Origin of the sequence: Corynebacterium sp. KPL3927 (assembly GCF_040225835.1) — a bacterium.
In the GTDB taxonomy this organism is placed as follows: Bacteria; Actinomycetota; Actinomycetes; order Mycobacteriales; family Mycobacteriaceae; genus Corynebacterium.
Window position 1 is genome coordinate 1 of sequence record NZ_JBEHGD010000027.1, and the last position, 26,323, is coordinate 26,323.

Genomic DNA, 26,323 nt, shown 5'->3' on the forward strand with positions numbered 1-26,323 from the left:
TGGCATGGTGGAAAGGTACCTCACTTCCCCAGCGAGATGCTGGTTTCAAGGTGTCCACCATCTGGGGGTCAGGTCCGAGGATGAGAAACCCGAGGATCGACTTGTTTGCGATACCGACATAACCTGAAATTGCCAGCCCAAATAGTGCAACGACAATCGCATTAGGAGATATTTTATGCCTGTTCATTAGGCCTCCTTCACACTTGATCGTTAAATGGGCCTGACCACCGACAAAACGACTGAATCCGGAAATCCGGCGGCGTACCGACGTTGTAGGGATCTTCCCTAACCGCAGTTCTGCGATCCGCCTGGTCGGCTCTAGGCTAGCCGAACAAGATGATGATTGGATCCAGCAAAAGCGCTACATGTCTGTCCTCGATTCAGAAAGAACAGATACACCACTTCTACGGACTTGACCATCCCCGCCACAGACAGGGTATCGAGGATGATTTTTACTCATCCTTTCATCGTGATCCGAACCGGCTAGCACAGCAGGAAGTTGTGTACGGTATTTCCCAGTCAAAGACCGGTTATCACCGTAGAAGAGTGAAAAGGGCTAGTACCACTAGCCCAGACCCACTAACGAACCAACCTCAACCACGCATCCTGCCGTCTAGCCTCGGAGCCTTAAATCTGTGCGAACGTTCTCAGCTTAGAACGGCACGTTAATTGGCAGGCCTGCTGCGAACTGGTTGTACGCCCAGTAAGCGTAGCCAATGATCTCACCAATCAGGTCGAGAGCGTAGAGCAAATTAAACAAGGGATTCTCCTTTAGCTGTCACGAAACTATTATTTAGGTATCGCAACAGCGCAGCACGGCGTTACATCGGCGCAATATTGTGCTTTTTAGCCAGGTCATGCGCCGACTTCGTGGCCAATTGCCGCAGCGCCTGGCGCAAGGCAATGCGCGACTGATTCGGTTGAATCATGGCATCGAGGTAGCCGCGTTCCGCTGCCACGTAGGGTGCCGTCATGGTCTCATCGTAGAAGTCCATGAACATCTTCTTGGTCATCTCGCGCTGCTCTGGGGTCTCGGCGGCCTCAAGCTGCTTGCCCGCGATCATGACCACGGCGGCGGCCGCGCCCATGACGGCGATCTGCGCGGTAGGCCACGCCAAGTTAATATCGCCGCTCAAGTTCTTCGACCCCATGACGGCATAGGCGCCGCCGTAGGCCTTGCGCACGATGAGCGAGACCTTCGGCACGGTCGCTTCCACGACGGCGAAGGCAAACTTCGCACCGCGGTGAATCAGGCCCACCTTCTCCTGCTCCACGCCCGGCAGGTAGCCGGGCGTATCGACGACAAAGACGAGAGGGACATTGTAGGCATCGCAGATGCGGATGAAGCGCGCGCCCTTATCGGCGGCATCGGCATCGATGCAGCCGGCCAAGTGCATAGGGTTATTAGCCACAAAGCCCACCGTTTTGCCGTCGATGCGGCCAAAAGCGGTGATCATATTCGGCGCGAAGTTTTCTTGGATTTCGATGATCTCGTCGTCATCGCCAAGCTGGGTAAGCAAATCCATCATGTCATAGCCGGCATTAGTGTCATCCGGCATGAAGGAATTTAGATCCTCGTCTTCGGTGATTTCGGCATCAGAAGGCGCAGGGAAGGTCGGCGACTCATCAAAGCAGGTCAGCGGTAGGTGATCCAAAATATCGCGCACCATGTCAAAGGCGTCTTCTTCAGAATCCACCACGGCGGAGACGTTGCCGTTGAGCTCCTGCTGGCGGGCGCCGCCGAGTTCAGCGGAGGTGACGTCTTCACCGGTAACCTCACGGATGACGTTGGGACCGGTGACATACATTTCCGCTTCCTCATCCACCGCGATGACAAAGTCAGTGGTCACCGGCGCGTAGACCGCGCCGCCGGCGGATTTACCCATCATGATGGAAATCTGCGGGCTGCGGCCAGATAGCGGCAACTGGCGGCGGGCAATTTCGGAATACATGGCCAACGAGGTCACCGCATCTTGGATGCGGGCGCCACCGGAATCTTGGATGCCAATGACTGGGCAGCCAATCTTGATGGCCATATCCATGATCTCGGTGACCTTCTTGCCAAAGGTCACGCCCACGGAACCGCCGTAGACCGTCTTATCGTGGGCATAGATGCACACGGGCCGGCCGGATACGCGGCCATAGCCTGTGACCACGCCATCGGAATAAATGGCTTCCGGGTCACCCGGGGTCTTACCCAAGGAGCCGGTTTCCACGAAAGAACCTTCATCCAAGAGCTCGTTGATGCGTTGGCGAGGGGTGGTACGGCCCGCCTCGTCGCGGCGTGTGCGGGAGCGCTCGCTGCCTGGATCTTGCGCCTCTTCTAGGCGCTTGCGCAGGTCAGCGAGTTTCTCAGCGGTTGTTTGCTTGGCCGCCACGTATCTTCTCCTCGATCCAATCGTTCATATGCTTGCCCACGGTGCCAATAGCTGGCTCGTCCGGCACTGCCAAGTGATCACCAGGCAGCTGCACAATTTCTAGATCCTTAACGATAGCGCCCCAGCCGCCATCCGGATCAATCTCAGCGTAGCGCGGCTCCAGCTCCACCGCACCGTCATGCATCCGCTCCGAGCGGAAGAGCAACACGGCAACGCTGACCTCGGCCCAGCGGTGGAAGTCGATCTTGGCCAAAATCTGGTTATCCACGAAGGACGCGCGCTGGTGCTCCAAGACACCGGCGGATAGGCCGTGTTCGGACGCATCCGTCGTGGCCAAGAATTCCGCCAGCATGGTCATCAGGGCATCCTCGCCCATGGTTTCCAGCATCTCGTACGGCGGCTCGAAATCTAGGCCATAGGTCTTCTTGGCAAAGGCAGCGTAGCGCTCCCACCGGGCGCGGGTTTCTTCCGGCGTATCCGGTGCCGGGTGGGAGGGCTGCGTGGTATCGAGCAAGGAAATGAAGGCGACCTCGGTGCTCTCCTCCCCGCGCTTGCTGCGCTCTGCCAGCTGGTAGGCCACCTCATAGGCCAAGGCGCCACCGAAGGACCAACCGCCAAGGACGACCTTGCGGCCGCGCGCATAGCGAACGATGTCCTCGATATAGGCGGCGGCGCGCTCTTCTAAGGAGCCTTCAATCCTTTCGACGCCATAGACAGCGACATCCGCTGGCAGCCGACGGGTCAGCGGCTGGTAGACCACCGTGGTTCCACCGGCCGGGTGGAACATGAATACGGCTGGCCCATCGGCCTCGCGCAGGACGCGAATATTGCCTTCCACCTCGGTTTCAAGGCCCTCACGGACCAGGTCAGCCAAGGTTTCCAGTGCTTCGGCGTCGAGAACCTGCTGCGCGGTGACATCGATGTGGGCGCGCTCGCGCAAACGCTCGGCGATCTGTGCTGCCGCTTCCTCAGAGATCTCCGGAAGCGGCGAGGTCACGCCCGCCGGGGCCTTGCCGGTAATGCTTGCCCACGTGCCAAAGACCATGCGCTCAGAGGCATCGCGAGGGGCAACGCCCACACCCTGCTCCGAATCTTGAGTGGTCTCGTCTGCTGCGGCCGCGGACTCCGTAGCCTCCGACGGTGCAGCGTCGGCGCTAGCATCACTATTATCAATGCGGCCGCCGGCAACGGCCTCCTCAACCATGGTGATGACGTCTGCCAAGGAGGCATCGCGAAGCGCCTGCACCTGCAGCGGTGGAATCTGGAAGTCATTTTCCACGCGGTTTTTAATGCGCATGCCCATCAGGGAATCCAAGCCCAGGTCAATCAGCGGCAGCTCGCGCGGCAGATCCGAGACGTCATAACCCATGGATTCGGACACGATAAGCGCCAGGCGGTCCTCGACGGTTTCTTGGCGCGGATCCCACCGCACCGCGTCTACATCCGCGTCCTCGGCAATCGGCTCCGGGGCGGCGCTGCCCTCTGGCACCGCTGCGACCCCAGGGATCGCACCCGCGCCCAAGTCCAAGCCGGAGGCAAAACCTTCCGCCAAGAGCTCAGTCCGGGTGTCCTGCACGCTGTAGACGGCGATGGACATGCCGCCGATGGACGTGGTGACGACGGTGGTAATTTCCCCGTACGGCGGGAGATCGCGGTGTTCCTCCGCGGCCACGATGTGCGCCCCAGGCTGCACTGTTTCTGCGGCGGCCTCCACGATGGCCAGCGTGGACGGGGCCTGATCCGCGTTGGTGGAAAAGGCCACCTTGCCCTCCGGCAGGTTCACGCGAGTACCGGGCAGGCCGGAGAACCCAGCCGAGGGCCGCGCATTGGTCCAAAAACGCTGGCGGTTGAACTGGGTATACGGCGCTTCCGCCTGCGCACCCGAGCCCACTACGGCGGCGAAATTCACCGGGTTCCCGGTTACGTAGAGCTTGCTCAATAGATCCAACAAGGACTCGGTGGGATCCACCTTGCGCTTTAGGCTATACAGCAATTGCGCATCGGCCTTGCCCACGGCAAACGCGGTAGACATAAGCCCCATGAGCGCCACCGGGTTCGGCGAAATCTCCACCAACTGGGTGTGGCCTGCGGCAAAGGCCTGTTCCGTAGCGTCCTGCAGATATACCGGGTAGCGAGTCATGCGCAGCCAGTAATCCTCATCGTGGACGGTGGTGCCGGGGCGGTAGACCTCGCCCTTATCCACGGAGGAAAAGAGCGTTGTGTGCAGCGGGCGGGCCTCCATGCCAGCGATGGCAGCTTCGAGTTCGCCCAAGATCGGATCGACTGCGGAGGTGTGTCCTGCGGCCTTCACGTTGAGCGCGCGGGCGAATTTTCCTTCCCCATCGAGTTTTTCCACCAGGTCCAGTACCGCTTGGCGCGGCCCGCCCACGGTGGTCATGCCAGGGCCGGTATAGACGGCGGGTTCGATGGATGCATCGAGGGCGGCGATATCCTCGGCGGACAGCTCGACCACGGCCATGGCGCCTTGGTCGGCCTCGCTTAGCGATGCCTCTCCCTCACCCATCAAGCGCGCGCGGTGGCAGGCAATAATCATCGCATCCCGCGCGGAAATGCCGCCCGCAGCATAGGCCGCGGCGATTTCACCCATGGACATGCCCATAACGCCCGCCGGGCGCACGCCGAAGGAGGCCAATAGGTCCGTCAGCGCGATCTGGATGGCGGTGATGGCAACCTGCGCCGTTTCCGTGTCATAGGTTTGGGAATCGTCCTCAACGATATCCAGGATCGACCAGCCGGACTCGAAATCGACGATAGCGTCGAGTTCTTTCAGCCGCGCGCTAAACAGCGGCGAGAGGGCGATCATGTCCTTCGCCATCTTGCGATGTTGGGAGCCGAAGCCGGAATATACGAAGATCGGCCCCTGCACCTGCGGGGAATCCGCTGCGGCGATGCCGACAGACACCTTGCCCTCGGCCACCTGGCGCAGGCGCTTAATGGCATCTTCAGTGGAGCTGGCCATGACGACGGCGCGCGAGCGCGAGTGGTTGCGGCGCGCGACCGTGCGCGCTACATCGGCCAAGTCTGGTTGTTCTGCCTCTAAGAAATCCGCGAGCAGTCCCGCCGCACGCGCGCGGCGGGAGGGCAAGAGGCCGGAGACAGGCAGCGCCACCGTGTCGGTGGATAGCTGCGGCTCACTGATACGCGGGGCGCCTTGGTAATCTGTCAAGACGACGTGGGCATTCGTGCCGCCAAAGCCAAAGCCCGATACGCCGGCCACCTTTTTCCCGGAGTATTCCGGCCACTCGCGCGGGTCTTCAACGACCTCGAGGCGCTCGGCCACGAAATCGATATAGCGGTTCGGACCAGCGTAATTGATATTTGCCGGGATGATATCGTGCCGCATGGCCTCGATGACCTTGATGAGGCCCACGACGCCCGCGGCGGATTCGGAGTGGCCGATATTGGTCTTGGCAGAGCCCAAGAGCACAGGCGATTCAATCCCGCGCCCAGCGCCCAGCACGCGACCGAGCGCGCTGGCCTCGATGGGATCGCCCAAGATGGTGCCCGTACCGTGGGCCTCCACATAATCCACGTCCTCGGGCGCCACGCCCGCATCCGCGTAGGCGCGGCGCAGCACGTCTTCTTGCGCTTCTGGGTTAGGCGCGGTCAGGCCATTCGAATGTCCATCAGAGTTGACGGCAGAACCCTTGAGGACGGCTAGGATTTCATCGCCATCATCCTCCGCGTCCTGTAGGCGCTTGAGCACCAGCACGCCGGCGGCATCGGCACGCACGATGCCATCGGCGTCATCGGAAAAAGCATGAATGGCGCTGGTAGGAGAGGTGACACCCAATTCCGAAAAGGCAGTGGAGGCGTGCGGAGCGGCCAAGATATTCACGCCACCCGCCAGCGCTACATCGGCGGCGCCGGTGCGCAGATCCTTGATGGCATGGTCGACCGCAACCAAGGAAGACGAGCAGGCCGTGTCCACATTGATAGACGGGCCGCGGAAATCCAGGGCATAGGAAATGCGGTTGGCGACGACTGCCGAGGAATTACCCGTGAGCGCATAAGGGTGCATCTCCGTGGGATCGGCCGTAATCAGCATGCCGTAATCATTATTGGTCGAGCCCATGTACACGCCCGTGTGCGTGCCGCGCAGCTCATTGGCTGGAAGGCCCGCGTTCTCCAGCGCGTGCCATACCAACTCAAGCAGGATGCGCTGCTGCGGATCCATGTTCGCGGCCTCCAGCGGCGATAGGCCGAAAAACTCCGCATCGAAGGATGCAACATCATCGATATAACCGCCGTCGGTATTTTGCTGCGCGATCTTCTCGCTCATTACCGGATCGGCGCTGTACTCAGACCACCTCCCCACCGGCAGCGGCCCCGTGCCCGCGCGCGATTCCGCGAGCATGGTCCAAAATTCCGGCACATCTTTAGCGCCTGGGAAACGTCCGGACAAGCCGATAACCGCAATATCAGAACCCTGCGCGGCGCGAGTCGTGCGCTGCACACGCGGTGCATCATCGCGCCGCCCCGCGGGCCCATTAAGCAAGCGATTGGCTAGAAGCTCAATCGTGGGGTACTCATACGCCACCGTGGCATCGAGCCGCGTGCCTAAAAGATTTTCTAATTCACCCGACAGTACTACGGCATCTCGAGAGGAAAGACCATAATTTTCCAGTGGGGTGGAATCTAAAATCTCTGTGGCCGCTACGCCCGTGGCCTGGGATACCCAGTCACGCAGCCATGCACGAAGTTGCTCGATGGTCATAAACCGTCTTTCCTAGTGGGGTTAATAGAACGACAAATACCTATATCGCTCTATTTTGTCACCTTGTTAACTCAACGTCCGAATCCGGCTTTAGGCTTGGTAGTCCTTCTTTGCCACGCGGCGGGCAATCTTATGCGAGGAGGTGCGCTTAATTTCTCCCGGTGCCTTCCACACTATATCGCTCGGGGTAATGCCGTGATTCTTTGTCACAGCCGTGCGAATTTCCTCGCTGGCGGCGGCGTCGCCGGATGGATCCGCATCATCGGCGCGCTCCACCAAGAGCACCAAGGACTCTGAGTTTTCGCCCTCTACGGCAAAGGCGGCGACGGAATCTGGGCGCACGTGCGCGGATGCGTCCTGCACGGTGCCTTCAATATCTTGCGGGTAGTGGTTGCGCCCGGCGATGACGATGAGATCCTTAAGCCGCCCGGTGATATACAGTTCGCCTTCGATGATGGTGGCGAGATCGCCGGTGGCCATCCACCAGTCATCCTCTGGCAAGCCGTCCTGGATGCGCTCGCCCAGGGTATTGCGGAAGGTAGCCGCGGTTTCTTCCGGGCGGTTGAGGTAGCCCGTTGCCATATTTTGCCCATGCGCCCAGATTTCACCGATGGTGCCCTCTGGGACCTCGGCCTTAGTTTCAGGATCCACAATGGCCAGGTGCTGGAACGAGACGCCCTGGCCATTCGAGGCAAAGGCAACCGTTGCCGCAGATTTTTCCTCAATAACCGCTTGCCCGTCCGCCAATTTTTCGCGGTTGAAATGGGAAATGACGGGGCGCTTTTCATCCTGTGCGGTAGCGACGATGAGGGTTGCCTCCGCCAAACCGTAGGACGGACGCAGCACCGAGCGGTCAACGCTAAAAGTGTCTAAGAACTTCTGTACCGCTGGTTCCGTCACCGGCTCAGAACCAATGAGGATGCCATCAACGTTGGAGAAATCCGCGTCCTTGCCGTAGCGCGCGGCCAATTCCAAGGCGAAATTGGGCACGGCGGTATAGGTTTTTTTCTCTTCACCCGGCTGGCGGCTGATGCGCTCAACCCACCGGTTGGGATGCTGGATGAAGTCGCGCGGGGTCATCATGTCCGATTCGATGCCCAAAATAGTGGTGAATAGCGCCAGGATGATGCCCATATCGTGGTGCATCGGCAGCCACGAGACCACGCGCGGTGGGAACTGCAGGTTCACCGCCCGGAAGATCTGCAGCACATTCACCAAAATCGCGCGATTGCTCAGTTCTACACCAGCAGGGGTGCGCGTTGAACCAGAGGTGTACTGCAGGAAGGCGGTGGACTCCACGCCCGCGCCAGCGACCGGCTTCCACGACGCCGCCAAGGAATCAGGCAGCGCATTGATGGAGATGACGCGCGGGCGCTCCCGATCGGTGGAGAAATAGCTGCGCACCGCCGCGGCCGATACGCGATTGGTCAACACGATAGGGGGCTCGCAGTCAGCAAAGACCGCCTTGAGGTGATCCGCGTGCCCCGGCTCATTCGGATCATAGAGCGGAATCGGGGTCATTCCCGCATACATCGCACCTAAGAAACCAAAGAGGTATTCGGGAGAGTTGCCTGCCAGAATGGCCACGCGGGTTCCCGGTTCTGCAACCTGTTGTAGGCGCGCTGCCACCACTTTGATCCGGGTATTGACCTCCTGGCGGCTGAGCTCACGGGCGGTGTCTTCCTCACCGTATAGCCACTGGCGCATTACTACCTGCGAGGTATCTGTGCCCGCCTGGTAGAGGGTCTCAGCCAGGACCGCCAAGGTGAGCTCAGCGGGGAGAGCGATATTGCCCTCGGCGTCAAAAAACTTCCCCATGAGTTGCTGTAAATCCATCGATTCTCCTTTGGTAAATGCTTTTGTCTTAAAAAATATCGATGTTATAGCGCCTCATATTACACGGCGTCAATGACGCCGTGGGCCCAGTCCACAACCCACTGGTTCGCAGTAGTCCCCTCAATCACGCCGCCATTATCGGCGTACTGTGCGTGCACTCCATTGGCCCCGATTAAATCCTTGGCGCGTTCCAAACCATTGCCCACGCCGGTGGGCGCATCACACACAGTGTCATTGGGGGCACAGATCTGGAAGGTTCTATCCGCGAGCTCTCCGAAACCGTGCGGGCGCGCGCCGCGCATGGTAGCCCCAGGCACGATGGGCTGAACGAGGCCGGAGACAGGCTCCAAGGCAATCTCGGCACCAATTCCGCCGAGCTCGTGGCCCGGATTTTGACCCACGCCGTTTTCACGCCGGCCATCTGCAATCAGCGCCACGCCCGCGATATTTTCTGCGGGGATTACGCCTTCGCCACCGCCAATGTCATCGGCCACATCGCCGGCGATCACCGCACCTTGGGAAAAACCACTCAAAATGAACTTAGTCTGTGGGCAGCTATCATGCATGCCGCGCAGCTCCTCATTCATCTTCGCGGTGCCCTCATCACGGGAATCGTCGTAGCTCATTTCCTCCTGCGCATTGATATTTTTAAATTGCGCAGTATAAGGAAGGGTCCACACCTTTACATCATCCCCGTAAGCCTCCTGCAACGGCTGCGTAATAGACAGCATGAACGAGCGCGGATTAGCAGAAGGGTTGAGGGGATCATCGTCGGCAGCGGATTCCCAGGTACCTGGCGCGGAGATGAACTCCGCACTCGGGCACCAATCCGGCTGGGATTCCTCCGGCGGCTGCCCGGATTCTGGCCCCTCGGGGGAGCTAGGCCCCGCCGAGTCCGAGCTCGTGAGGTAATGCGCAGCCCCCGCGCCGATAACGACGAGGAGAGCGAGGACGGCAACGACGGTTATGATTTTTCGCATGAACTAGTTGTACCCGGAAAACCTCAAAGAAAGCTAGCAAAGAGCTGAACGTGCGTTGTCCTGGAGAAGCTTGGTGAGCTCCTCATAATCCATGTCAGAGCGTTGCTGTTCAATCAGTTGCCCAGCTACCGCAGGAATAGTGATGCCATTGTCACCGCAGGCCCCCTGACCGGCGCCGAGGAGCTGATCTTCTACCCCATCGACATCCACGCCGGCATCCTTCAACGAATCCAAGTACGCAGCCTCTTCCTTGGGCAGCTGCGCGGAGGGGATCTCTGAAATCTCGCGCGCACCGCGATCCTCTGGGGAGTTCGCTGAACGGGACCCATTCGTCGGCTCCGCGGATTCCTTGGAACCGTCCTTGGATTCGGATGGCTCCTGCGAGGAGGAAGCGCTGCTGGATGCGGACTCGCTACTACTCGTGGTCGATTCTTCGGAGGTTTTTTCGCGCGACAGCGGCGCCACCGAGGTGTCATTGCCGGAGTCACTATCCACGGTGGCAGAGTCACACCCTGCCAATCCGAGGCATAAGACCGCTCCGACGAGGGCTAATTTACGCATGTTTACTTCTTTTCAGTCTGTACGCGGCCCATGACTTCACTGATCGTCCCGTGCTGGAACTCCTGCTTCAATCCACCAGCTGCGATTTCGGAGTAATCAGAGGTGGGCCAGCCAAACTCGCCTTGCTCCCAGCCCTTCTTACCCCATTCATCCATAATGGCGCCCTTCAAGATGTAGTGCGCGCCGGATTCTGGGGACCAGTAGATGGAGCCATGTTCAAACTCCTGGAAGAAGCCGCCCTCGACCTTCTTCTCACCGTCCGTGGGGAAGCCCAGTGGGGAGTCAGCGCCACCCATGTCCTTGTACTTTTTGCCAATGGCACCAAAGGAGACCTGGTTCTTGCCGTCCGGGTTGCGGGTCAGAATGCCACCTTGGAATTCCTGGACAAGGCCATCGCCCACCTTCTTTACCGGGCCGGTCGGGAACTTCAGATCGCCGCCTTCGTAGCCCTTCTCGCCCCACTTCTTGTACATGTCACCGGTAATTTCCCAGGCGCCTGTCTCTGGGCTCCAGTAAATGGAACCGTGTTCGAAACGCACGAGGCGTCCCTTGCCATCCATCGTCTTAGTTTCACCGGACTTAGGGAAGCCCAACCAGGAGGTGGGGCCACCGATTTCCGCATAGCGGGCGCCAATACGGCCGTACAGCGCATGCGCACCATTCTCCGGGGACCAGTACGCCGTACCGGTTTCGAAGTCTTGTGCCTTGCCCTTACCGGCAACATCATATTCGTTATTCAGGCAGGAACCGAGTATGCCTTCTTTGGTGGCCTTGGCGATATCGCCTTCGGTATTACAATCCGCACCGCGGTCAGCCTTGTCAAGGTCGAGGGCATCAGCAATGTGCGGCCATGCATTTTGCATCTCAAATTGCCAGTATTCCCAGCTGTGCACGCCGGAGGGCCGGAATTCCACTACTGGTTCCACATTGGCGCGCTTCGCGTAATCCACGAAGGTCTGGGTGGACATCCGAGAGATAACTTCCAGCCCCATGCCGGCCAGACTTGCCTGTCCCTTGGCCACCGAGTCTTCCTGGCCAAAGTCGTCCTTGCCGTTACCAGCAGAGACATAGACCTGCATGTCCTTGAGGTTCTCGATGCCCAGCTTTGGATCGTGGTCGATCCAATCCTGCGAGCCCGGCTCGCCCCACATCTTGCGGGAATCGTAGCCGCCAGCATCGCGCTGCGCAGCCATGATGGCCTGTGGCATGCCACGGGTAGTCATATCGAGGTAGCCGGAGAACGAACCCACGAAATCAAACAAGTGCGGGTTACGCTCCGCCAAGTTGACCGCTGCGGTACCGCCCATGGACAGCCCAGTCACCGCGCGCTTCTGGTTGGAGCGGTATTCATGATCCAAAATTGGGACCAATTCCTTGGTAAGGAAAGTCTCCCACTTGTAGTTCTTCCCTGCATCCGGCTGCTGCCAATCGGAGTAGAAGGAAGATTCGCCACCCACCGGCATGATGAGGTTGACGTTGCGATCCGCATACTGGTTGAGGATATTGGTCTCAATGGTCCAGCCGGACTCGTCATCGCGGGCGCGCAGGCCATCAAGTGCCCATACCTCTGGGAACTTCTTCTCCGGCTGCGAATACCAGTCGCGCGCGAGCTGGATCTGCACCTTCTGCTCGTGATCCGGCATGGCTGCGGACTGGATATAAACCATCAGGTGACGGTTGGACAGGTACTCCACCCGGTTGATCTTTACGCCATCCGGCAGCCCCTCCACCTGTGGGTATTCGGTCTCCACTGGGGTACGGGCCGGCGGATCCTTAGGCGCAAAGTGATCAGACAGGCTGCTGCCGTTGCCTGGCTGAGCGGAGCTCATGTCACCAAGAGAGCTTTGGGCGGTGGCGTTGGGCAGCAGGGCAAGTCCAACGGCAATGGCGGTCGGCATGGCTGCTACCGCGAGCCCCTTACGGACCTTGCCCGGGGAAGTGTTTTTGCGCATAGGTAAACGTCCTTGAAGATTTACCGCGGCCGCATTCCGAAGGTTCCCCTCCTCCGGACTGCTACCTGCGGCGTGAGCTGTCTATTGTGCGCTTAAGTTTAAGTTGAACTTGAAGCTTTGGAAAGGCTGACACGCCGTGCAAAGTTATATCACCATTTATCTCGATGCAGAGGCTGTCCCCCGGAATCGCCCAATAAGCAATCTCCCAGCTTAACCACAGACTGGACTCTCACCAAGAAATCACTAAGATAACCACAGCATGCACAAAAGTGCACCCTGTAAACATCCCCTACCCAAAGCGAAAGATATGAAAAACATAAAGACCAAAATCACCGCCGGACTCATCGCCCTCACCACAAGCCTCACCATGGCCCAGACTGCAAATGCGGACCAAGGCAAGGAAATGGTCACCTTCGGCGATTCCTTCACCGCCAACGGCGGCGCACCAGGAGACCGAGGATCAGCCTCTCCATATAAGCGCCCCTTCCACCCCTGCTTCAACGACAAACACAACTGGGCGCACCAAACCGCCAACAACCTCGACCACAACCTCGCCGACTACTCCTGCAACGGAACCAGCGTCTGGATCAACCAATACGTCGACGACGCCATCGAAAAAGGCAACATCGGCCAAGACACCAAAGAAGTAGTGTTCATGTACGGCGGTCTCCAGCAAGGAACCTACTTCGATGCCCTAGCCAACGCCACCCTCCCCGACGTTCCCAAAGCCTCCACCTACCGCGGACTACTAGACTTCCAATTCAACAAAATTCGTAAAGCCGCACCCAACGCCCGCATCACCATGGTCAATTACGTCCCAATGACCGTCAACGACACCCTGTGCGTTGTAAACCACGACCAGCTGCAGCTCCCTGTAACTATCCCGGGCGCAACAATCGCAGAAGACGAATTCAACCGCGAAATCGGACGCGCAGCACACGACCTCGGAGTCAACTTCATCAACCTCCACGACCAAGCAAAGACCCACGACCCCTGCCAACCAGACACCAACCAGCGATGGGCCACGCTCGTGCAGACCCCAACCGCCCCATCCGTCATGCCACTACACCCAACAGACGTAGGACACGACGGAATGACCCAAATCATTACCCGAGAACTCCAAAACCACTAACCAAAGCACGAACCCGCAACACCACCGAAAGCGCCATGAACTAGTCCCCAAGAGTTAGACGGGTTTAATTCAAGAAGGTTTGGGGAGCAAGGGCCTGACTCCGATATTACATCGGGGTCAGGCCCTTAAGTCATTGTTGGGTGCGTTCGGTGTTGTACCACTGGATGTAATCTTCGATCGCCTGGGTGAACTCCTCGACGGTGCTGAAGTCTTCTCCGTGGTATGTCTCGCTTTTCAGGTGACCGAAAGCGTTCTCTATTACTGCGTTGTCGTAGCAGTTGGCTGTACGCGACATCGACTGAACGCCGCCGTTGTCGTGGATCAATGTCCGCCAGGTTGAATGCTGGTATTGGAAGCCTTCATCTGTATTTTTCAGCTAGGCATTTTCGGCCGGCAACAGTTCGTTTTTGCGACGCTGTTTGTCTCCTTCAGTAAGCCCCTCCGGCTTGGTGCCCCTGCCCTGTTCGAAACGCTCCACCATTTGCTCGCGCTGCGTTTCACTTAGCGAACTTCATAGTCCCAAAGAAAAATGCTCCCCACTAGTTGGTAGCTGATTTCTCAGTCCAACTACTGGGGAGCAGTTCAAACGGCGCGGGGATAGTCCGTTAGTGAGCCTTACCAGGCATTCAAAACGTTGAGAACGCGTGGCTTGGAAGCATTGAGCTGGTAGTCCCATTGGTACCAGTTATGCAAGCCCTCGGCCGGGTAGCTCACCGTTGGGTTCAGACCCTGCAGTCGAGCGGCACCTTCCCAAGCGCGGGTGGTCAGCTGAGAACCTACCTCCAGTGCGACACCCGGTGCCTGGAACTTCGGCGGGAGGGTTTCCTTATCCAATTGACCCGGCATACCGGATGCGGCTGAAATATAAACATCGGTACCACCATCGCGCAGCTGCGGAATCAGCATGAGCGGGTCATTCTGGAAACGCCTTGGGTTAAATAGAGAACCGTACATGGCGTTGACATTGAACCCGCCTACATCCAGCATGGCCAAGCGAAGAACAGTCTGGGCACCTGGAACCGTCATAGTCAAGTAACCAGAGTAGGACAGTACCTGCTTGAACTGGTCAGTGTGCTTAGCAGCCAAAGTCATGGCGGAACCGGCACCCATGGAGAGGCCAGCGATCGCATTGTTGTTGCGGGCCACGCCAAAGTTCTGCTCGAGGTAGGCAGGAAGCTCCTGGGTAAGGAAGGTCTCCCACTTGTAGTTAACCGGATCGTTCGGATCATACTTGCCCGGTGCCTGCCAGTCGGCATAGAAAGAAGACTCGCCACCTGCCGGCATCACGAGGGTGAGGTTGCTGTCCGAGTAGGTCTTTGCGGCATTAACCTCGCTATGCGGGCTAACCCAGCCGCTGGTTGCGTAGGTAGCGCGCATGCCATCCAATAGGTAGAAACCAGCGTTGCCGCCATTCTTTGCGGGCTGAATCTGTACCGGGATATTACGGTTCATGGACGGGGACCAGACATCACAGCGCTGAACCCAAAATCCAACTGGGTCCCATTCACAGGTGCCAGTATTATCCGGACGCAGCCAATCGCGGTTTCCCGCGTGTGCCTGCTGCGTGCCGCCTGCCACTACGGCGAGGCCAAGCGCTACGGCCACCGCCATGATGACCGATAGGACGCGTCCCCTCAAAGATGCAGTCATCTTTCTCCTCCACAAAGTACTCAATTATTGTTCTTTGGCTTTATCGCTGGGAACCTGTGAATCGTTAACACCCCTCAGCGAAAACCTCACTGAAAGGCAGTGTAGTTCACTCACAGGCTTTTTGCCTCATTATCAACCATCATTGCAGGTAATCCCCCGGATCGGAGGAAAAGGTTAGGGTCCTTCCCTCTGTCAGGGAAAATTTAACATTTTCTAAGAATCGGCCCCAGGTTAGCGGTTGCCTATAGGTGGCAAAGAGTTTCTGGAAATTGGCATCATTAAGCGCAGTGCGTGCTTGCCACGCGGAATCTTTATCCTGCCCCAGCAATAGGGAGTCAATATCCACTGCAGAATCGGCAATCTGCCACGCCACACCAAGGCTCTTATCATGGCCAATGCGCCCGCCCTCGATGCGGGGCTGGCGCGCTGCTAGGGGATTACTGAGCCCAATTTCATCGAGCACGCGCACCTCAAGCGGGGCATTCATAGAAGTAAGACCGAGGCTAAGAAAATACACAGTGGGAGGATCGGAGCGTTCCGGATCCGCGGGCACCGTCGTCCACGATGGCTGGCCCCCTTCCTTGATATAGCGGAAGGTCATGGCATCGCCGGCTGCCAAGTCCTGCACCGCTTTTTCGTAGTCATTCATCAAATCCATACCCAGGAAATCCTCGGCCCGGCGAGGTGGTTCCTGCCGGTTGGTGATATCGGTCCAATAGTCCCGCTCATCCACAACAGTAAGCTTCCCCGCGTACGCAGCGCGGTCTACCGGGTGGCCATGCACGACAATAACGAGAGCCCACACCGCAGAGAATACGGCAGCCCACCAGGTTCGTAGATTAACTACGAAGATGGGCAGGAGCGCGGCAAAAAGCGGAAGCAGCAACATGCGTCCATGCATAAAATCGCCGCCCACGTGCACAACATACAAGGCATGCAAAAGCGCAGCGCCCAAGAAGATATAAACCACAGTCTGCAGCGAGCGCAGCGCCGGCGGGCGAAAATTGGCTTTCCATAGCGCCGCCACTGCCAGCACGATGAGTGGGAGGTACAGCGCGTAGGGCACCATAAAGTCACCCAGATACGCAAACCCTTTGCCCCACGCGGAACCGGCCGCGGATTTCGCAACGGCGGTATGAGGCGTAAGCAGGCCGTAGTAGCCCATGCGGAAGACTTGATACCCCAGGGGCAGGGGCAAGGCGGCAGCGATAACCTTCCACGAACGCGTGCTCACTATGAGTACAACGCCAACCAAGCCGCCATACAGGGCGAGCTCAGGGCGAATGAGCCAGGACAGCCCCGCCCAGAATGCCAACCCATACACGAGAGGCTCGGGCGGCAATTCTTGTCGCGGTCGCGCCCATGAAATCAGCATCCACCACAAGACGGCCAAGTAGAAAAGACACAGGCTCCATTCCAAGCCGGAGGTAAAAAAGTCCCGTGCCGGTGGCAGGGCCAGATACACCAAGGCACCAGCGGGAAGAACAATTCCCTTGTGCATGCTTGCCGATGCCCACGTGCCCACCACCATGGCCGCGACCGCAAGGATAAGCCCGAGGTAGATGGCAATCGTTTCGAGTTCAGCACTGCTTACCCACCGCGCCACTAAGATGAGGTATTGCCACAGCGTGGAGGTATTAGCCTCGACGCGCTCACCCATATTGAACACAGGCCCGTTGCCAGCCTCTAGATTGCGGACGGTGCGCAGAACGATGAGACCATCATCGGAGATCCATCGGCGGGCAAAGCCACCCCACAAAGAAAAACACCGACAAAAAGGAGCGACGCGGGAACGCTCCAGCGCGCGATACTCTTGTTGTCGATGTTAAACACGGGGGTTGAGTGTAGCACCCCCATCAAAATTTTCTAGATCGAAAATACAACTGCTTAGACCAATGGCATGATGTAGACGGCCATTGCGATGCAGGCCAGCCAGGCGATGGCGAGGATCTGCAGGGTGCGGTCCCCCAACGCGATTTCTTCCGGCGCACCACCTTGGCCGCGGTCCACGTCGGCGGCATAGCGCAGGATGGCGATGGTAAACGGCACCATGGAAATCTGGTACCACACACCACCAGAGGTTGCGGCATTAGCCAGTTCAAAGCCCCACAGGGAGTAGAAGACCACCACGGCGGTGGCCGCTAGCGTCCAGACAAAGCGCAAGTAGGTCGGCGTATAGCCCTGCAAGGATTTGCGAATCTTCGCACCGGTCTTTTCCACCAGTAGGATTTCGGCATAGCGCTTACCGGAGGCCATAAACAGCGAGCCAAAGGCAGCAACCAGCAAGAACCACTGCGAAAGCTCAATATCGGCGGCCACGCCGCCGGCCATGGTGCGCAGCATGAATCCGGAGGACACCAGCGCAATATCGATGACCGGAATATGCTTCCAGCCAAAGCAATAGCCCAGCTGCAGGGCGATATAAACCGCCATGACGATGGCTAGCTCTAGTCCAGCGGTGGCCAAAAAAGACAGCCCGATGGACAGGCCAACGAGCACCACAGCCATGACATAGGCCACCTTGATGGGCAGCACGCCCGAGGCAATCGGGCGGAAGCGCTTGGTCGGGTGCTCCTGGTCCTCGCGCCAATCCTTGGCGTCATTAATCAGGTAGATGGAAGAAGCACCGAGGCAGAAGACGATGAAGGCTAGGAGGACATCGACAAGCACGCGCCCGTGAAAGAGCGAGTCCGCACCGGCCGCAGCGGGCGCGGCCAGCACGAGAATGTTTTTTACCCATTGCTTCGGGCGCAGGGCCTTGACCATGCCATCGGCCAAATTCTTCGGCGGCTTGCGCTTGCGTCCGGTATCGACGCCGGACGTATGCGGCTCCGAATGGAGAAAGTGCTGGTTGCCGTCCTCACTCATGCGTCTTTCCCTTCGTCATTGCCCGCGCGGTAGCAGCGCCAATGGCTGCGCCCGCAACGGTATCGGTTGGATAGTGCACCCCGAGCACCATACGCGATGCCATCATCACCGGCACTCCCACAAGCGGTGCCTTGGACCCCGTCAGGCGGGATAGGCCCACCAAAAAGGCCGTGGTGGAGGTGGCATGCGAGGACGGGAAGGATAGGCGCGAGGGGGTTTTGACCCCAACGCGCACGTAGGAATAATCGGGCCGCTTGCGCCGGACGATGCGCTTGAGCACCACGCTTGCCGCATGCGCGGTAAACGCCGCGGCACCGATCCGAATCCACTCCTCCCGGCGTTGCTTGTCCAAACTGGCCCCAAGTGCCGCGCCACCCATCCAGCCCAGGGCGTGCTCGCCCAAGTGGCTTAATCCGCGGGCGGTGGGCAGCACTCCCGGCACGTCAAAGGCGGCGTTCTGGATGGACTCCAAGACGTGGGATTCTGCGATGGAAAGCTTATTGGGCATCAAAAACCTTCTTCCAGGAAGACCGCGCGGTCAGTTCTGGCAACGCGGCGCGGTATTGTGCCCGCAGATCATCGAAGTTCTCTTCAATTTCTTTCAGCAGGCTGCGGGTTTCAACGATAAGCTCCTTGGCCAAATCGCGGTCGCGCTTGCGGAAGGCCACGCCCGTGCCGCCGGCCGTGGAAACGGTGGCGGAGTCAACGCGGGAAAGGGTAAACCAGCGCGCCTCGTCCGGGGTGAGGTTCAGCTGTGGCGCCGCGTGATGCGCGGGATCCTCCTTGCTCAGCAGGTGCTTAAGCCCCTTTGCCGCCCATGGCAGCTTCTTGACCTTGGCCAAGCGCCCGCCCACATTGCGGGTGGGAACGCCCGGCGCGCCGGTCGGCGCCGGCAACTGATCTGCAGATTCGATGATGACCGCATCCGAGTAGTTCTTGCGGATCTCCGCAATGCGCGGCAGCGAGGTATCCAAGATATCGAAGAGGTGATCCGGCCCCGCCAGGAAGTCCTTCATGGCCTCGATTTGGATGGCCATGGTGGAGTATTCCATGCACATGGTGTGCTTGAGCGTGGACTTAAAGATGGACTTGGTAATGCCGGATACCGCGCCATCGTGGTACAGCGAAGCCACAATCAAGCGGTTGCGCAGGTGGAAATAGGCCTGCCAGTCAATGGCATCGTCCTTATCCGCCCAGGCCATGTGCCAGATGGCCGCGCCCGGCCAGGTCACCGTGGGGAAGCCATTGCGGGCTGCGCGCAGGGAGTACTCGGTATCGTCCCACTTGATAAACAGCGGCAGTGGTTGACCGTTAGTCTCTGCAACCACGCGCGGGAACAGGCACATCCACCAGCCGTTATATTCCACGTCCACGCGGCGGTGCAGCGCGCGAGAATCGTACTTCTTTGGATCCACATGGGTTTCTGGCGTGCCAATGGCGCGCAGCGGGTACTTGGCAAAGTCGTGGTCATACACGGCATGCGGCGCGGCGCCCCACATGAAATCGGAGCGGTTGACCTGCTCACCGGTGGTGCGCAGCTGGGAGCGTTCCTGCAGGTTGAGCATCTGCCCGCCAACGATGATCGGCTTTTCCGCATAGCGCGCGGCCTGCACCGCGCGCAGCACGGAGTCCGGTTCGATGGCGATGTCATCGTCCATGTACAAGATGAAGGGAGAATCCGTGTTCTCCAGCGCCTCATACATGATGCGGGAATAGCCGCCGGAACCGCCAAGGTTGCCCTGGCGGAATTCGCGGAAGCGATCGCCAAAGTGCGCTACCGCCTCGTCGTAGCCGGGCTCATCGGCCGGGTGCTGGTTGCCTTGGTCCGGCATGAGGACAAAGTCAATGATCTCATCCACCACGGGATCTTCTGCCAGCGCCTGCAGTGCGGCAACGGCATCCGTGGGGCGGTTGAAGGTGGGAATGCCGACGGCGACGCGCTTTTCGGAGGGCGCAATCTCGGTGCCATCGGGAAGCGTCTGCGCCGCCGGGGCCTGCGGGGAGCACCACGCCGCATCCGACACCGTGGTTTCCTTTTCTGCGGTGATATCAAACCACAGCCAGCCGCCGTCCTCGAAGTTTTTGAGCGGCAGCTCAAATTCGTGGTGGCCCGTGCCTACGAGGTGGTTGGCCACGGAGATGCGCTGGCCATCCTGCTTGGAACGGTACAAAGAAACGTTGGCTTGGCCCTCGATCTCCAGGCTTAGAACCACCGAGCGCAATTGCGACCAGCGGCGCCAGTAAGAGGCCGGGAAGGCGTTGAAGTAGGTTTCAAAGGAGGCTTCTTCGCCGGCCGGGATGGTCACGGCGGTGCGGTTTGTCCAGCTCAAGCGCTCGCGGTTTTGCTCCGCCTCGATGAGGTAGAGCATGCGTACGTCAAAGGGTTCGCCGCGCTTGGGCAGCAAGATTCGCTGCAGGGGCTCATAGGCCGAGGTGTTGTTGGCAGTCACGATTGCTTCGATTCTCCAAACGATTTAAACAGTAGTCAGCGACCTAGCGTAGTTGCTTTCGCGCGACTGCTCGGGTTTACACGCGGACAATAAAAGAAGGGCCGAGGAATTACTCCTCGGCCCAGGGTTAATGGGGCACCTTATGCATTCACGCGCTCGGTTACCGGGTCGATACCCAGCTTGTTCAGCATGTAGTAAACGCGCGCTTCTAGATCATCGGCAAGCTCGCGGGCTTGCTCGACGGTCTCAGCCGGGGCGATGTCCCAGATCTTGATGTCCTTGCCGGCCTCATCGCGCTCGACCTCGCGGCCCAAGTAAACGATGTAGTCCGGCATGGCCACGGTCCGCACCTCTTCGAGGTACTTCTTAGGCGCTTGGCCCATGCCGCGCTCGCTCATAACGTGGGCCAGGTGGTCATTACCATCATTTTCCGGGTGAGCTACGGCGGTATCGACGTAAAGCGCCTCCCCCGCGTGCTTTTTGGTGAGGTCCGCAGCGGCCTTGGCCAGGGCGTGGTTATCGCCCGCTGCGAAGCGAACGTGGATGCGGTGGGCACCGAAGAACTCGCGTACCTCGCGCTCTACCAGCACGGGGATGAATTCCACGAGGTCGGCGTTGGCGGTGTGCTTGGCGATGACCTCGTCCAACTTCGCATCGATTTCAGCACGGGTATATCCGTGACCGTACTTGGTGTGCAGGTCGTGACGGAGGGTTTCAAACTGGTTCATTGTTATCCCCTTTCCTGGATTCTTTCCCCGTTTGCTTGTTGTTAACTTAAAGTTAACCTTACAACACAGTGTGACATACGTCAATTAGTTGGTCATAACCCAATAGTTAGCTCTCCCGTGGAGCAAGTTACGCGTGGGGCGCACTGGGCTATAGACTCTGCCTTTGATGATCCTGCTCATTGATAATTACGACTCGTATACCTTTAACCTCGCGCACCTCATCGCCGAAGTCTCCGGAACCGAGCCGCTCGTCGTTCCTGCGGGAGAGGCCGCCGGCATCCCAGATCGCGTGCGCGCCGGCGAGTTCAGCCACGTGGTTATCTCCCCTGGCCCCGGAACCCCGGAGGAAGACAACGACTTTGGCATGTCCCGCCGCGTTATCGATGCGGCCGCCGCAGCGCGGATTCCCCTGCTCGGCGTCTGCCTTGGCCACCAAGGCTTGGCGATGCTCGCCGGCGCCCGCATAAGCCGCGCACCCGAACCGCGCCACGGTTTTGTCTCCACCATTAGCCACTCCGGCGAGGGAATTTTTTCCACCATTCCGCAGGACTTTCAGGTGGTGCGCTATCACTCGCTGCATATTGAGCCGGCCCCCGGCATCACCGTGCACGCCCGCAGCGAGGACGGCACCGTCCAGGCCCTCAAGGTCGATGGCCTGCCGCATTGGGGCGTGCAATTCCACCCCGAATCGGTGCTCACCCAGCACGGCGCGACTCTGCTGCGCAATTTCCTCGGCGGTTTTCGCCTGCTCCACCGCGAGGTCCCCGGCGCGATTGACTGCCCACGGGTCTTCGCGGCGCTGCAGGCAGACGGCAATGACGCCTTCTTCCTGGACTCCGCCGATGCGCGCAGGCGCTATAGCATTCTTGGCGATGCCACCGGTCCCCTCAGCCGATCCTTTCGCTACCGGCTTGGCGATGCCCCCGATATCCTGACCACCCTCGAGCGCGAGCTATCCACGCGGATTATCGACGCGCCGGATCTGCCGTTTACCGGCGGGGTGATAGGTTACCTCGGCTACGAATGCGCGCAGCTCACCCTGCCCATCCAGCTGCGCCACCGCTCGCCTTATCCCGATGCCTACTTCATCCGGCCGCAGTCCTTCCTCGTCTACGACCACCACCGGCAAGTAGCGCACCTGTGCTGCCTCGACGGCGACGGCGCGCAGGGCCTGCTCGACCGGCTGGAGGAAGCCCTGGAAGGCGTGCAGGTGGGAAGCGAGGGGGCATCGGCAAGCGCGGGTGCCTGGCGCACCACCGACTACCTGGACCGAATCCAGCGCGCCCAAGAGCTCTTGCACGCCGGGGAAAGCTACGAGGTGTGCCTGACCGATACCTATACCGCGCAGGCCACCGGCGATATTTATGCTGCGCTGCGCCGGCACAACCCGGCACCGTACGCGGCGCATCTGGTCTTTAACGGCGTGGAAATCTGCAGCGCCTCGCCCGAGCGTTTCCTTAGCGTGCGCGATAACCGCGTCGAGGCCAAGCCCATCAAGGGCACCATTCCAGCCCACCAGGACCCCGCGCTGCTTCGCGATGACCCCAAAACCCGCGCCGAGAACCTCATGATCGTGGACCTTTTGCGCAACGATTTATCCCGCGTGTGCGAGCCCGGCACCGTGCGCGTTCCGGGGTTGATGAACGTGGAAAGCTATGCCACCGTGCACCAGCTCGTCTCCACGATCACCGGCCAATTGCGCCCCGGCGCCACCGCGCTCGACGCCATCCGCGCCGCCTTCCCGCCCGGTTCTATGACCGGCGCGCCGAAGCTGCGCACCTGCGAGATTATCGATGCCCTCGAGGCAGGACCCCGCGGCGTCTATTCCGGCATCGTGGGCTACCTCGGGTATTCCGGCGAGGCTGATTTCAGCGTGGTCATCCGCACCGCGGTGCGCGCGGGTTCCGAGGTCACCGTCGGCGCCGGCGGGGCCATCGTCCTCGATTCCGATCCCGCAGCCGAGCTGGCCGAAAGAAACCTCAAGGCCCAATCGGTCCTCGGGGCGTGGTCATGAGCTCCTATATCTGGCGCGACGGCGCCTTCATCCCCTGCCCCCCACCGGCTATCCCCTGCGCCGTGGCCGATTCTTGGCGGCATTCGCAAGGCCGCACGCACGGTCTCCACCTGCACCTGGAGCGCTTCGAATCCGCCGCCGGGACCTTGCCCGCAGGCTTCGTCCCCGCCATGCTGGAGCTGCTCTCAGATGGCGAACTCTTTCCCCGCATCGCTTTCATAGCCGACGAGCTTTACCTCGATATCCGGCCTGCCCCGGCCCCGCGCGCCCACACGCGCCTTACCTATACACAGGCCCCCGATCCCCGCGTACAGCCTCTAGTTAAAGGCCCGGACCTGCCCGCCCTGGCTGCTTACCGCAGCCAGTATCAGGAAAGCGGCACCGATGACACCGCGATTGTCGATGCCCACGGCGCCATCGCCGAAACCACCACCGGCGCACTCATCGCCTGGGACGGCGACACGCTCCTGCTTCCTACCGGCGTGCGCCTGCCCAGCGTGACCCTGCGCCAGGTCCTGCACCGCTGCAATGACTTGGGACTTTCCACCGCGCAGCACCCATTGACCCCGGCACTCGCTGCGGAATGTCCCCTGTGGTTTATCAACTCACTGCATGGAATTAGCCCCGTCAGCTCCATACACACACCACACGACACCATCACTCCACCGCCGCACCCGGAGGCCGCAATCTGGCAAAACTGGTGGTGGCAGGGTTTTAGCCCCGCGGGTGCAGGCGAACACTACACATAACACTCAACACAACACTCAACATGTGCAGTGTTGTGTTGAGTGTTGTGTTGAGTGCTCACACCGAGATTTCTATTAACTCGGACAGATCGCGGCCTTTAGCCTTGGCCTCGCAGCGCACGCTTTAATTCGCTGCCAATACTGGTGCGCGCAATCAATGCATCCGAAATGATCCCGCCCATCTGGACGAACGGATGGACTTGGCCCTTAAATTCGATAGAGCTCACTACATTTCCCGCATTGAGCATCCGCCCAACGTAGTCACTTGCTTCAGAGACCAACGGATCAAGTTCACCGGTAATCACCGTCGCTGGAGGCAGCCCCGCCAGATCGCCATTCCTGCCGGGAGACATACGTATATCCGTGCGGTCTGCAGCGCCAGCATAAGAATCGTAAAAATAGTTAAGGCGCCGCCGGGTGAGGTAGTAGCCGTCGCTAAAATCCGAATGGGATTGCGTGTCAAAGGTGGATAAATCCATGACGGGATAGATCAACACTTGATGAGCCAGCTGATCGCGCAATTCTTGTGCGATGACCGCTGCGATATTGCCGCCCGCACTGTCTCCGCCCACGGCAACGCGCGCTGGATCGACACCAACTCCCAATTCTCCTTGTAGCACCCCGTCTACTACCGCCCGGCAATCATCTAATGGTGCTGGGAAGGGGTGTTCCGGTGCACGGCGATAGTGCACGCTGATACAGATGATTCCCGATTCTGCGGCAATATCACGCACGGTTGTATCCGTGGTTTCTAAATCCCCCAGCACCCAGCCGCCGCCGTGGAAGAAGATGAAGGCGGGCTCTGCTGGTGGGGCATCGGAAAGCGTGAGCCCCTCCGGTACATAAACCCGCACCGTGACACCGCGCACCGAGGTCTCGTACACGGATACCATCGGGGTTTTCTTGCCCCAAGCCGCTGCCGTCTTCAGCTGGGCGGCACGGTTTTCTTCTGGGGTACGCGTGTCCAGCTGTGGGGAGTTCCTGTTCAGGTCGAGGAATTTTTGGGCTTCGGGCTGAATAAACACCATAAAAATACTTTCCAGTGCTGCATCTATTGGGCAATGCAAGCACTCATAATAGCTCTTGGATTCTAGTGGTCGTGGAAACACCTGACATGGGTTAGGTGATTGTGTGAAGTCGAAATGGGTTCCGGATTCTGCTGTTGTGGCGCGGTTTGCGTCGTTGGTTCGGGCTGGTAGTTCAATACGGGCGGCTGCTGGGGTGGTTGGTTTAGCGCGGTCGGTGGCGTATCGGCTTGCTGGTGAGTTGGACTTGCCGCGCAAGCGCCGCAGGACTATTAGCTCGGCTGATAGTCAGGAAATAGCCCGCCTGTGGCTGGAAGGTGTGGCACCGATGGATATTGCGCGCCAGCTTTCTATGGGCTCTTCTCCGGTGTACCGCATCGGTATTGAGCTTGGTTTGTGGAAGCGCAATCCACATGGCCGCAAAGCTGCGGCCACAACTGGCCGGTGCAGTTATCTGCAGCTGCGTGCGAATGCTTTAGGGCGCAAAGATGCCGCTTTAGCCTGTGGCATTCATCCGCGTAATGCTGCTGATATAGACAAAGGTGTCATTAAGGTTTCCACTGGGCGTGTGCCTTTTGTCCCGGCTGGCCCGGATGTGGCGCTGCATAACAGGCTTATGCAGGTAATTGAGTACGTTGATGGTCGCCAAGCAGTTCCAGTCCAGGTTATTCCGCAACAGCGTATCGATAGGCGTATTTCTTCGCGCTACTTATCGGTAGAAGAGCGCGAGCTCATCTTTGATCTTGACCGGCAAGGCAAAGGTGTACGTGAGATAGCTCGGCGTCTTCAGCGCTCTGCTGGCACTATCAGCAAGGAGCTTAAACGCAACCGGGATGAATTTGGGGTGTATCTTCCCACGCATGCGCACCGTAAATCGGTGTTGCGTAGGTTTAGACCGAAAAGGCGCAAGATTGATGCCAATCCACGTTTGCGCACGGTGGTGTGGGCGATGGTCAAAGATAGGTACTCGCCAGAGCAGATTTCTGGGAGGTTGCGCAGCTGCTACCCCGGTGATGAGACTATGTACGTGTGTCCTGAAACGATTTATCAATCTTTGTATTTCCAAGCTAAAGGCGAGTTGAAAAAGGAAGTCACTGCTGCACTGCGTCGCGGTCACGCCCAACGTCGACCTCGTGGCACACGCAGTGCCCGCAAGCGGTTTGTTGACCCTATGGTGATGATTTCCGACGGACCTGACCCCCAGATGGTGGACACCTTGAAACCAGCATCTCGCTGGGGAAGTGAGGTACCTTTCCACCATGCCA

Annotated in this window: 17 protein-coding genes and 3 pseudogenes; 5 read left to right on the forward strand and 15 right to left on the reverse strand. The window is 59.2% G+C overall.

Features of this window, described 5'->3' with window-relative positions; all coding sequences use genetic code 11:
• Positions 1 to 187: pseudogene (locus ABRP86_RS10400) on the reverse strand (hypothetical protein); the annotation flags it as partial.
• Between the two features lie 40 nt (positions 188 to 227).
• Between ABRP86_RS10400 and ABRP86_RS10405 the strand changes: the two are divergent.
• Positions 228 to 416: pseudogene (locus ABRP86_RS10405) on the forward strand (transposase); the annotation flags it as partial.
• Between the two features lie 405 nt (positions 417 to 821).
• On the opposite strand, the gene ABRP86_RS10410 reads toward ABRP86_RS10405, so the two are convergent.
• The 6 genes from ABRP86_RS10410 to ABRP86_RS10435 form a co-directional block, all read right to left on the reverse strand.
• Positions 822 to 2,378 (reverse strand): acyl-CoA carboxylase subunit beta, encoded by a 1,557-nt coding sequence (locus tag ABRP86_RS10410; protein ID WP_349864182.1) that lies wholly within the window; start codon positions 2,376 to 2,378, stop codon positions 822 to 824.
• Positions 2,353 to 7,116, reverse strand: a complete 4,764-nt coding sequence (locus ABRP86_RS10415) for a beta-ketoacyl synthase N-terminal-like domain-containing protein (protein ID WP_349864185.1) — start codon at positions 7,114 to 7,116, stop codon at positions 2,353 to 2,355. Before ABRP86_RS10415 ends, ABRP86_RS10410 begins: the two co-directional genes overlap by 26 nt.
• 90 nt (positions 7,117 to 7,206) lie before the next feature.
• Entirely contained in the window at positions 7,207 to 8,952 is a 1,746-nt protein-coding gene (locus tag ABRP86_RS10420) for a FadD32-like long-chain-fatty-acid--AMP ligase (protein ID WP_349864188.1), read from the reverse strand.
• 59 nt (positions 8,953 to 9,011) lie between these two features.
• Positions 9,012 to 9,932: a cutinase family protein gene (locus tag ABRP86_RS10425; RefSeq protein WP_349837945.1), complete on the reverse strand. Its 921-nt coding sequence runs from the start codon at positions 9,930 to 9,932 to the stop codon at positions 9,012 to 9,014.
• Positions 9,933 to 9,965: 33 nt separating this feature from the next.
• Positions 9,966 to 10,493: a DUF732 domain-containing protein gene (locus ABRP86_RS10430; RefSeq protein WP_349864190.1), complete on the reverse strand. Its 528-nt coding sequence runs from the start codon at positions 10,491 to 10,493 to the stop codon at positions 9,966 to 9,968.
• Between the two features lie 2 nt (positions 10,494 to 10,495).
• A complete protein-coding gene (locus ABRP86_RS10435) occupies positions 10,496 to 12,445 on the reverse strand; it encodes an alpha/beta hydrolase-fold protein (protein ID WP_239269292.1) in 1,950 nt (649 codons plus the stop codon).
• A 307-nt stretch (positions 12,446 to 12,752) separates the two neighbouring features.
• Between ABRP86_RS10435 and ABRP86_RS10440 the strand changes: the two genes are divergently transcribed.
• Positions 12,753 to 13,577, forward strand: a complete 825-nt coding sequence (locus ABRP86_RS10440; RefSeq protein ID WP_023024297.1) for a GDSL-type esterase/lipase family protein — start codon at positions 12,753 to 12,755, stop codon at positions 13,575 to 13,577.
• A 130-nt stretch (positions 13,578 to 13,707) separates the two neighbouring features.
• Here the strand turns inward: ABRP86_RS10440 and ABRP86_RS10445 are convergent.
• The 7 genes and pseudogenes from ABRP86_RS10445 to ABRP86_RS10475 form a co-directional block, all read right to left on the reverse strand.
• Positions 13,708 to 13,953: pseudogene (locus ABRP86_RS10445) on the reverse strand (IS3 family transposase); the annotation flags it as partial.
• A gap of 239 nt (positions 13,954 to 14,192) precedes the next feature.
• Positions 14,193 to 15,227 (reverse strand): alpha/beta hydrolase, encoded by a 1,035-nt coding sequence (locus ABRP86_RS10450; protein ID WP_349864192.1) that lies wholly within the window; start codon positions 15,225 to 15,227, stop codon positions 14,193 to 14,195.
• A 139-nt stretch (positions 15,228 to 15,366) separates the two neighbouring features.
• Positions 15,367 to 16,986: an arabinofuranosyltransferase AftB family protein gene (locus ABRP86_RS10455; RefSeq protein WP_349864195.1), complete on the reverse strand. Its 1,620-nt coding sequence runs from the start codon at positions 16,984 to 16,986 to the stop codon at positions 15,367 to 15,369.
• 128 nt (positions 16,987 to 17,114) lie between these two features.
• Positions 17,115 to 18,095: a decaprenyl-phosphate phosphoribosyltransferase gene (locus ABRP86_RS10460; RefSeq protein ID WP_023024308.1), complete on the reverse strand. Its 981-nt coding sequence runs from the start codon at positions 18,093 to 18,095 to the stop codon at positions 17,115 to 17,117.
• Positions 18,088 to 18,603, reverse strand: a complete 516-nt coding sequence (locus tag ABRP86_RS10465; protein WP_349864198.1) for a phosphatase PAP2 family protein — start codon at positions 18,601 to 18,603, stop codon at positions 18,088 to 18,090. Before ABRP86_RS10465 ends, ABRP86_RS10460 begins: the two co-directional genes overlap by 8 nt.
• Entirely contained in the window at positions 18,593 to 20,545 is a 1,953-nt protein-coding gene (locus ABRP86_RS10470) for a glycosyltransferase (RefSeq protein ID WP_349864200.1), read from the reverse strand. Before ABRP86_RS10470 ends, ABRP86_RS10465 begins: the two co-directional genes overlap by 11 nt.
• Before the next feature lie 140 nt (positions 20,546 to 20,685).
• On the reverse strand, positions 20,686 to 21,273 hold the full coding sequence (locus ABRP86_RS10475; RefSeq protein WP_349864203.1) for a three-helix bundle dimerization domain-containing protein: 588 nt from the start codon (positions 21,271 to 21,273) through the stop codon (positions 20,686 to 20,688).
• A gap of 166 nt (positions 21,274 to 21,439) precedes the next feature.
• Here ABRP86_RS10475 and ABRP86_RS10480 point away from each other — a divergent pair, with 166 nt between their 5' ends.
• On the forward strand, positions 21,440 to 23,287 hold the full coding sequence (locus ABRP86_RS10480; protein ID WP_349864205.1) for a chorismate-binding protein: 1,848 nt from the start codon (positions 21,440 to 21,442) through the stop codon (positions 23,285 to 23,287).
• A complete protein-coding gene (locus ABRP86_RS10485) occupies positions 23,284 to 24,036 on the forward strand; it encodes an aminotransferase class IV (RefSeq protein ID WP_349864207.1) in 753 nt (250 codons plus the stop codon). Before ABRP86_RS10480 ends, ABRP86_RS10485 begins: the two co-directional genes overlap by 4 nt.
• 95 nt (positions 24,037 to 24,131) lie before the next feature.
• On the opposite strand, the gene ABRP86_RS10490 is transcribed toward ABRP86_RS10485, so the two are convergent.
• A complete protein-coding gene (locus tag ABRP86_RS10490) occupies positions 24,132 to 25,061 on the reverse strand; it encodes an alpha/beta hydrolase (protein ID WP_349864209.1) in 930 nt (309 codons plus the stop codon).
• Positions 25,062 to 25,164: 103 nt separating this feature from the next.
• On the opposite strand from ABRP86_RS10490, the gene ABRP86_RS10495 reads away from it, so the two are divergent.
• On the forward strand, positions 25,165 to 26,323 hold a 1,159-nt coding region (locus ABRP86_RS10495), incomplete at its 3' end, for a transposase (protein ID WP_502880316.1).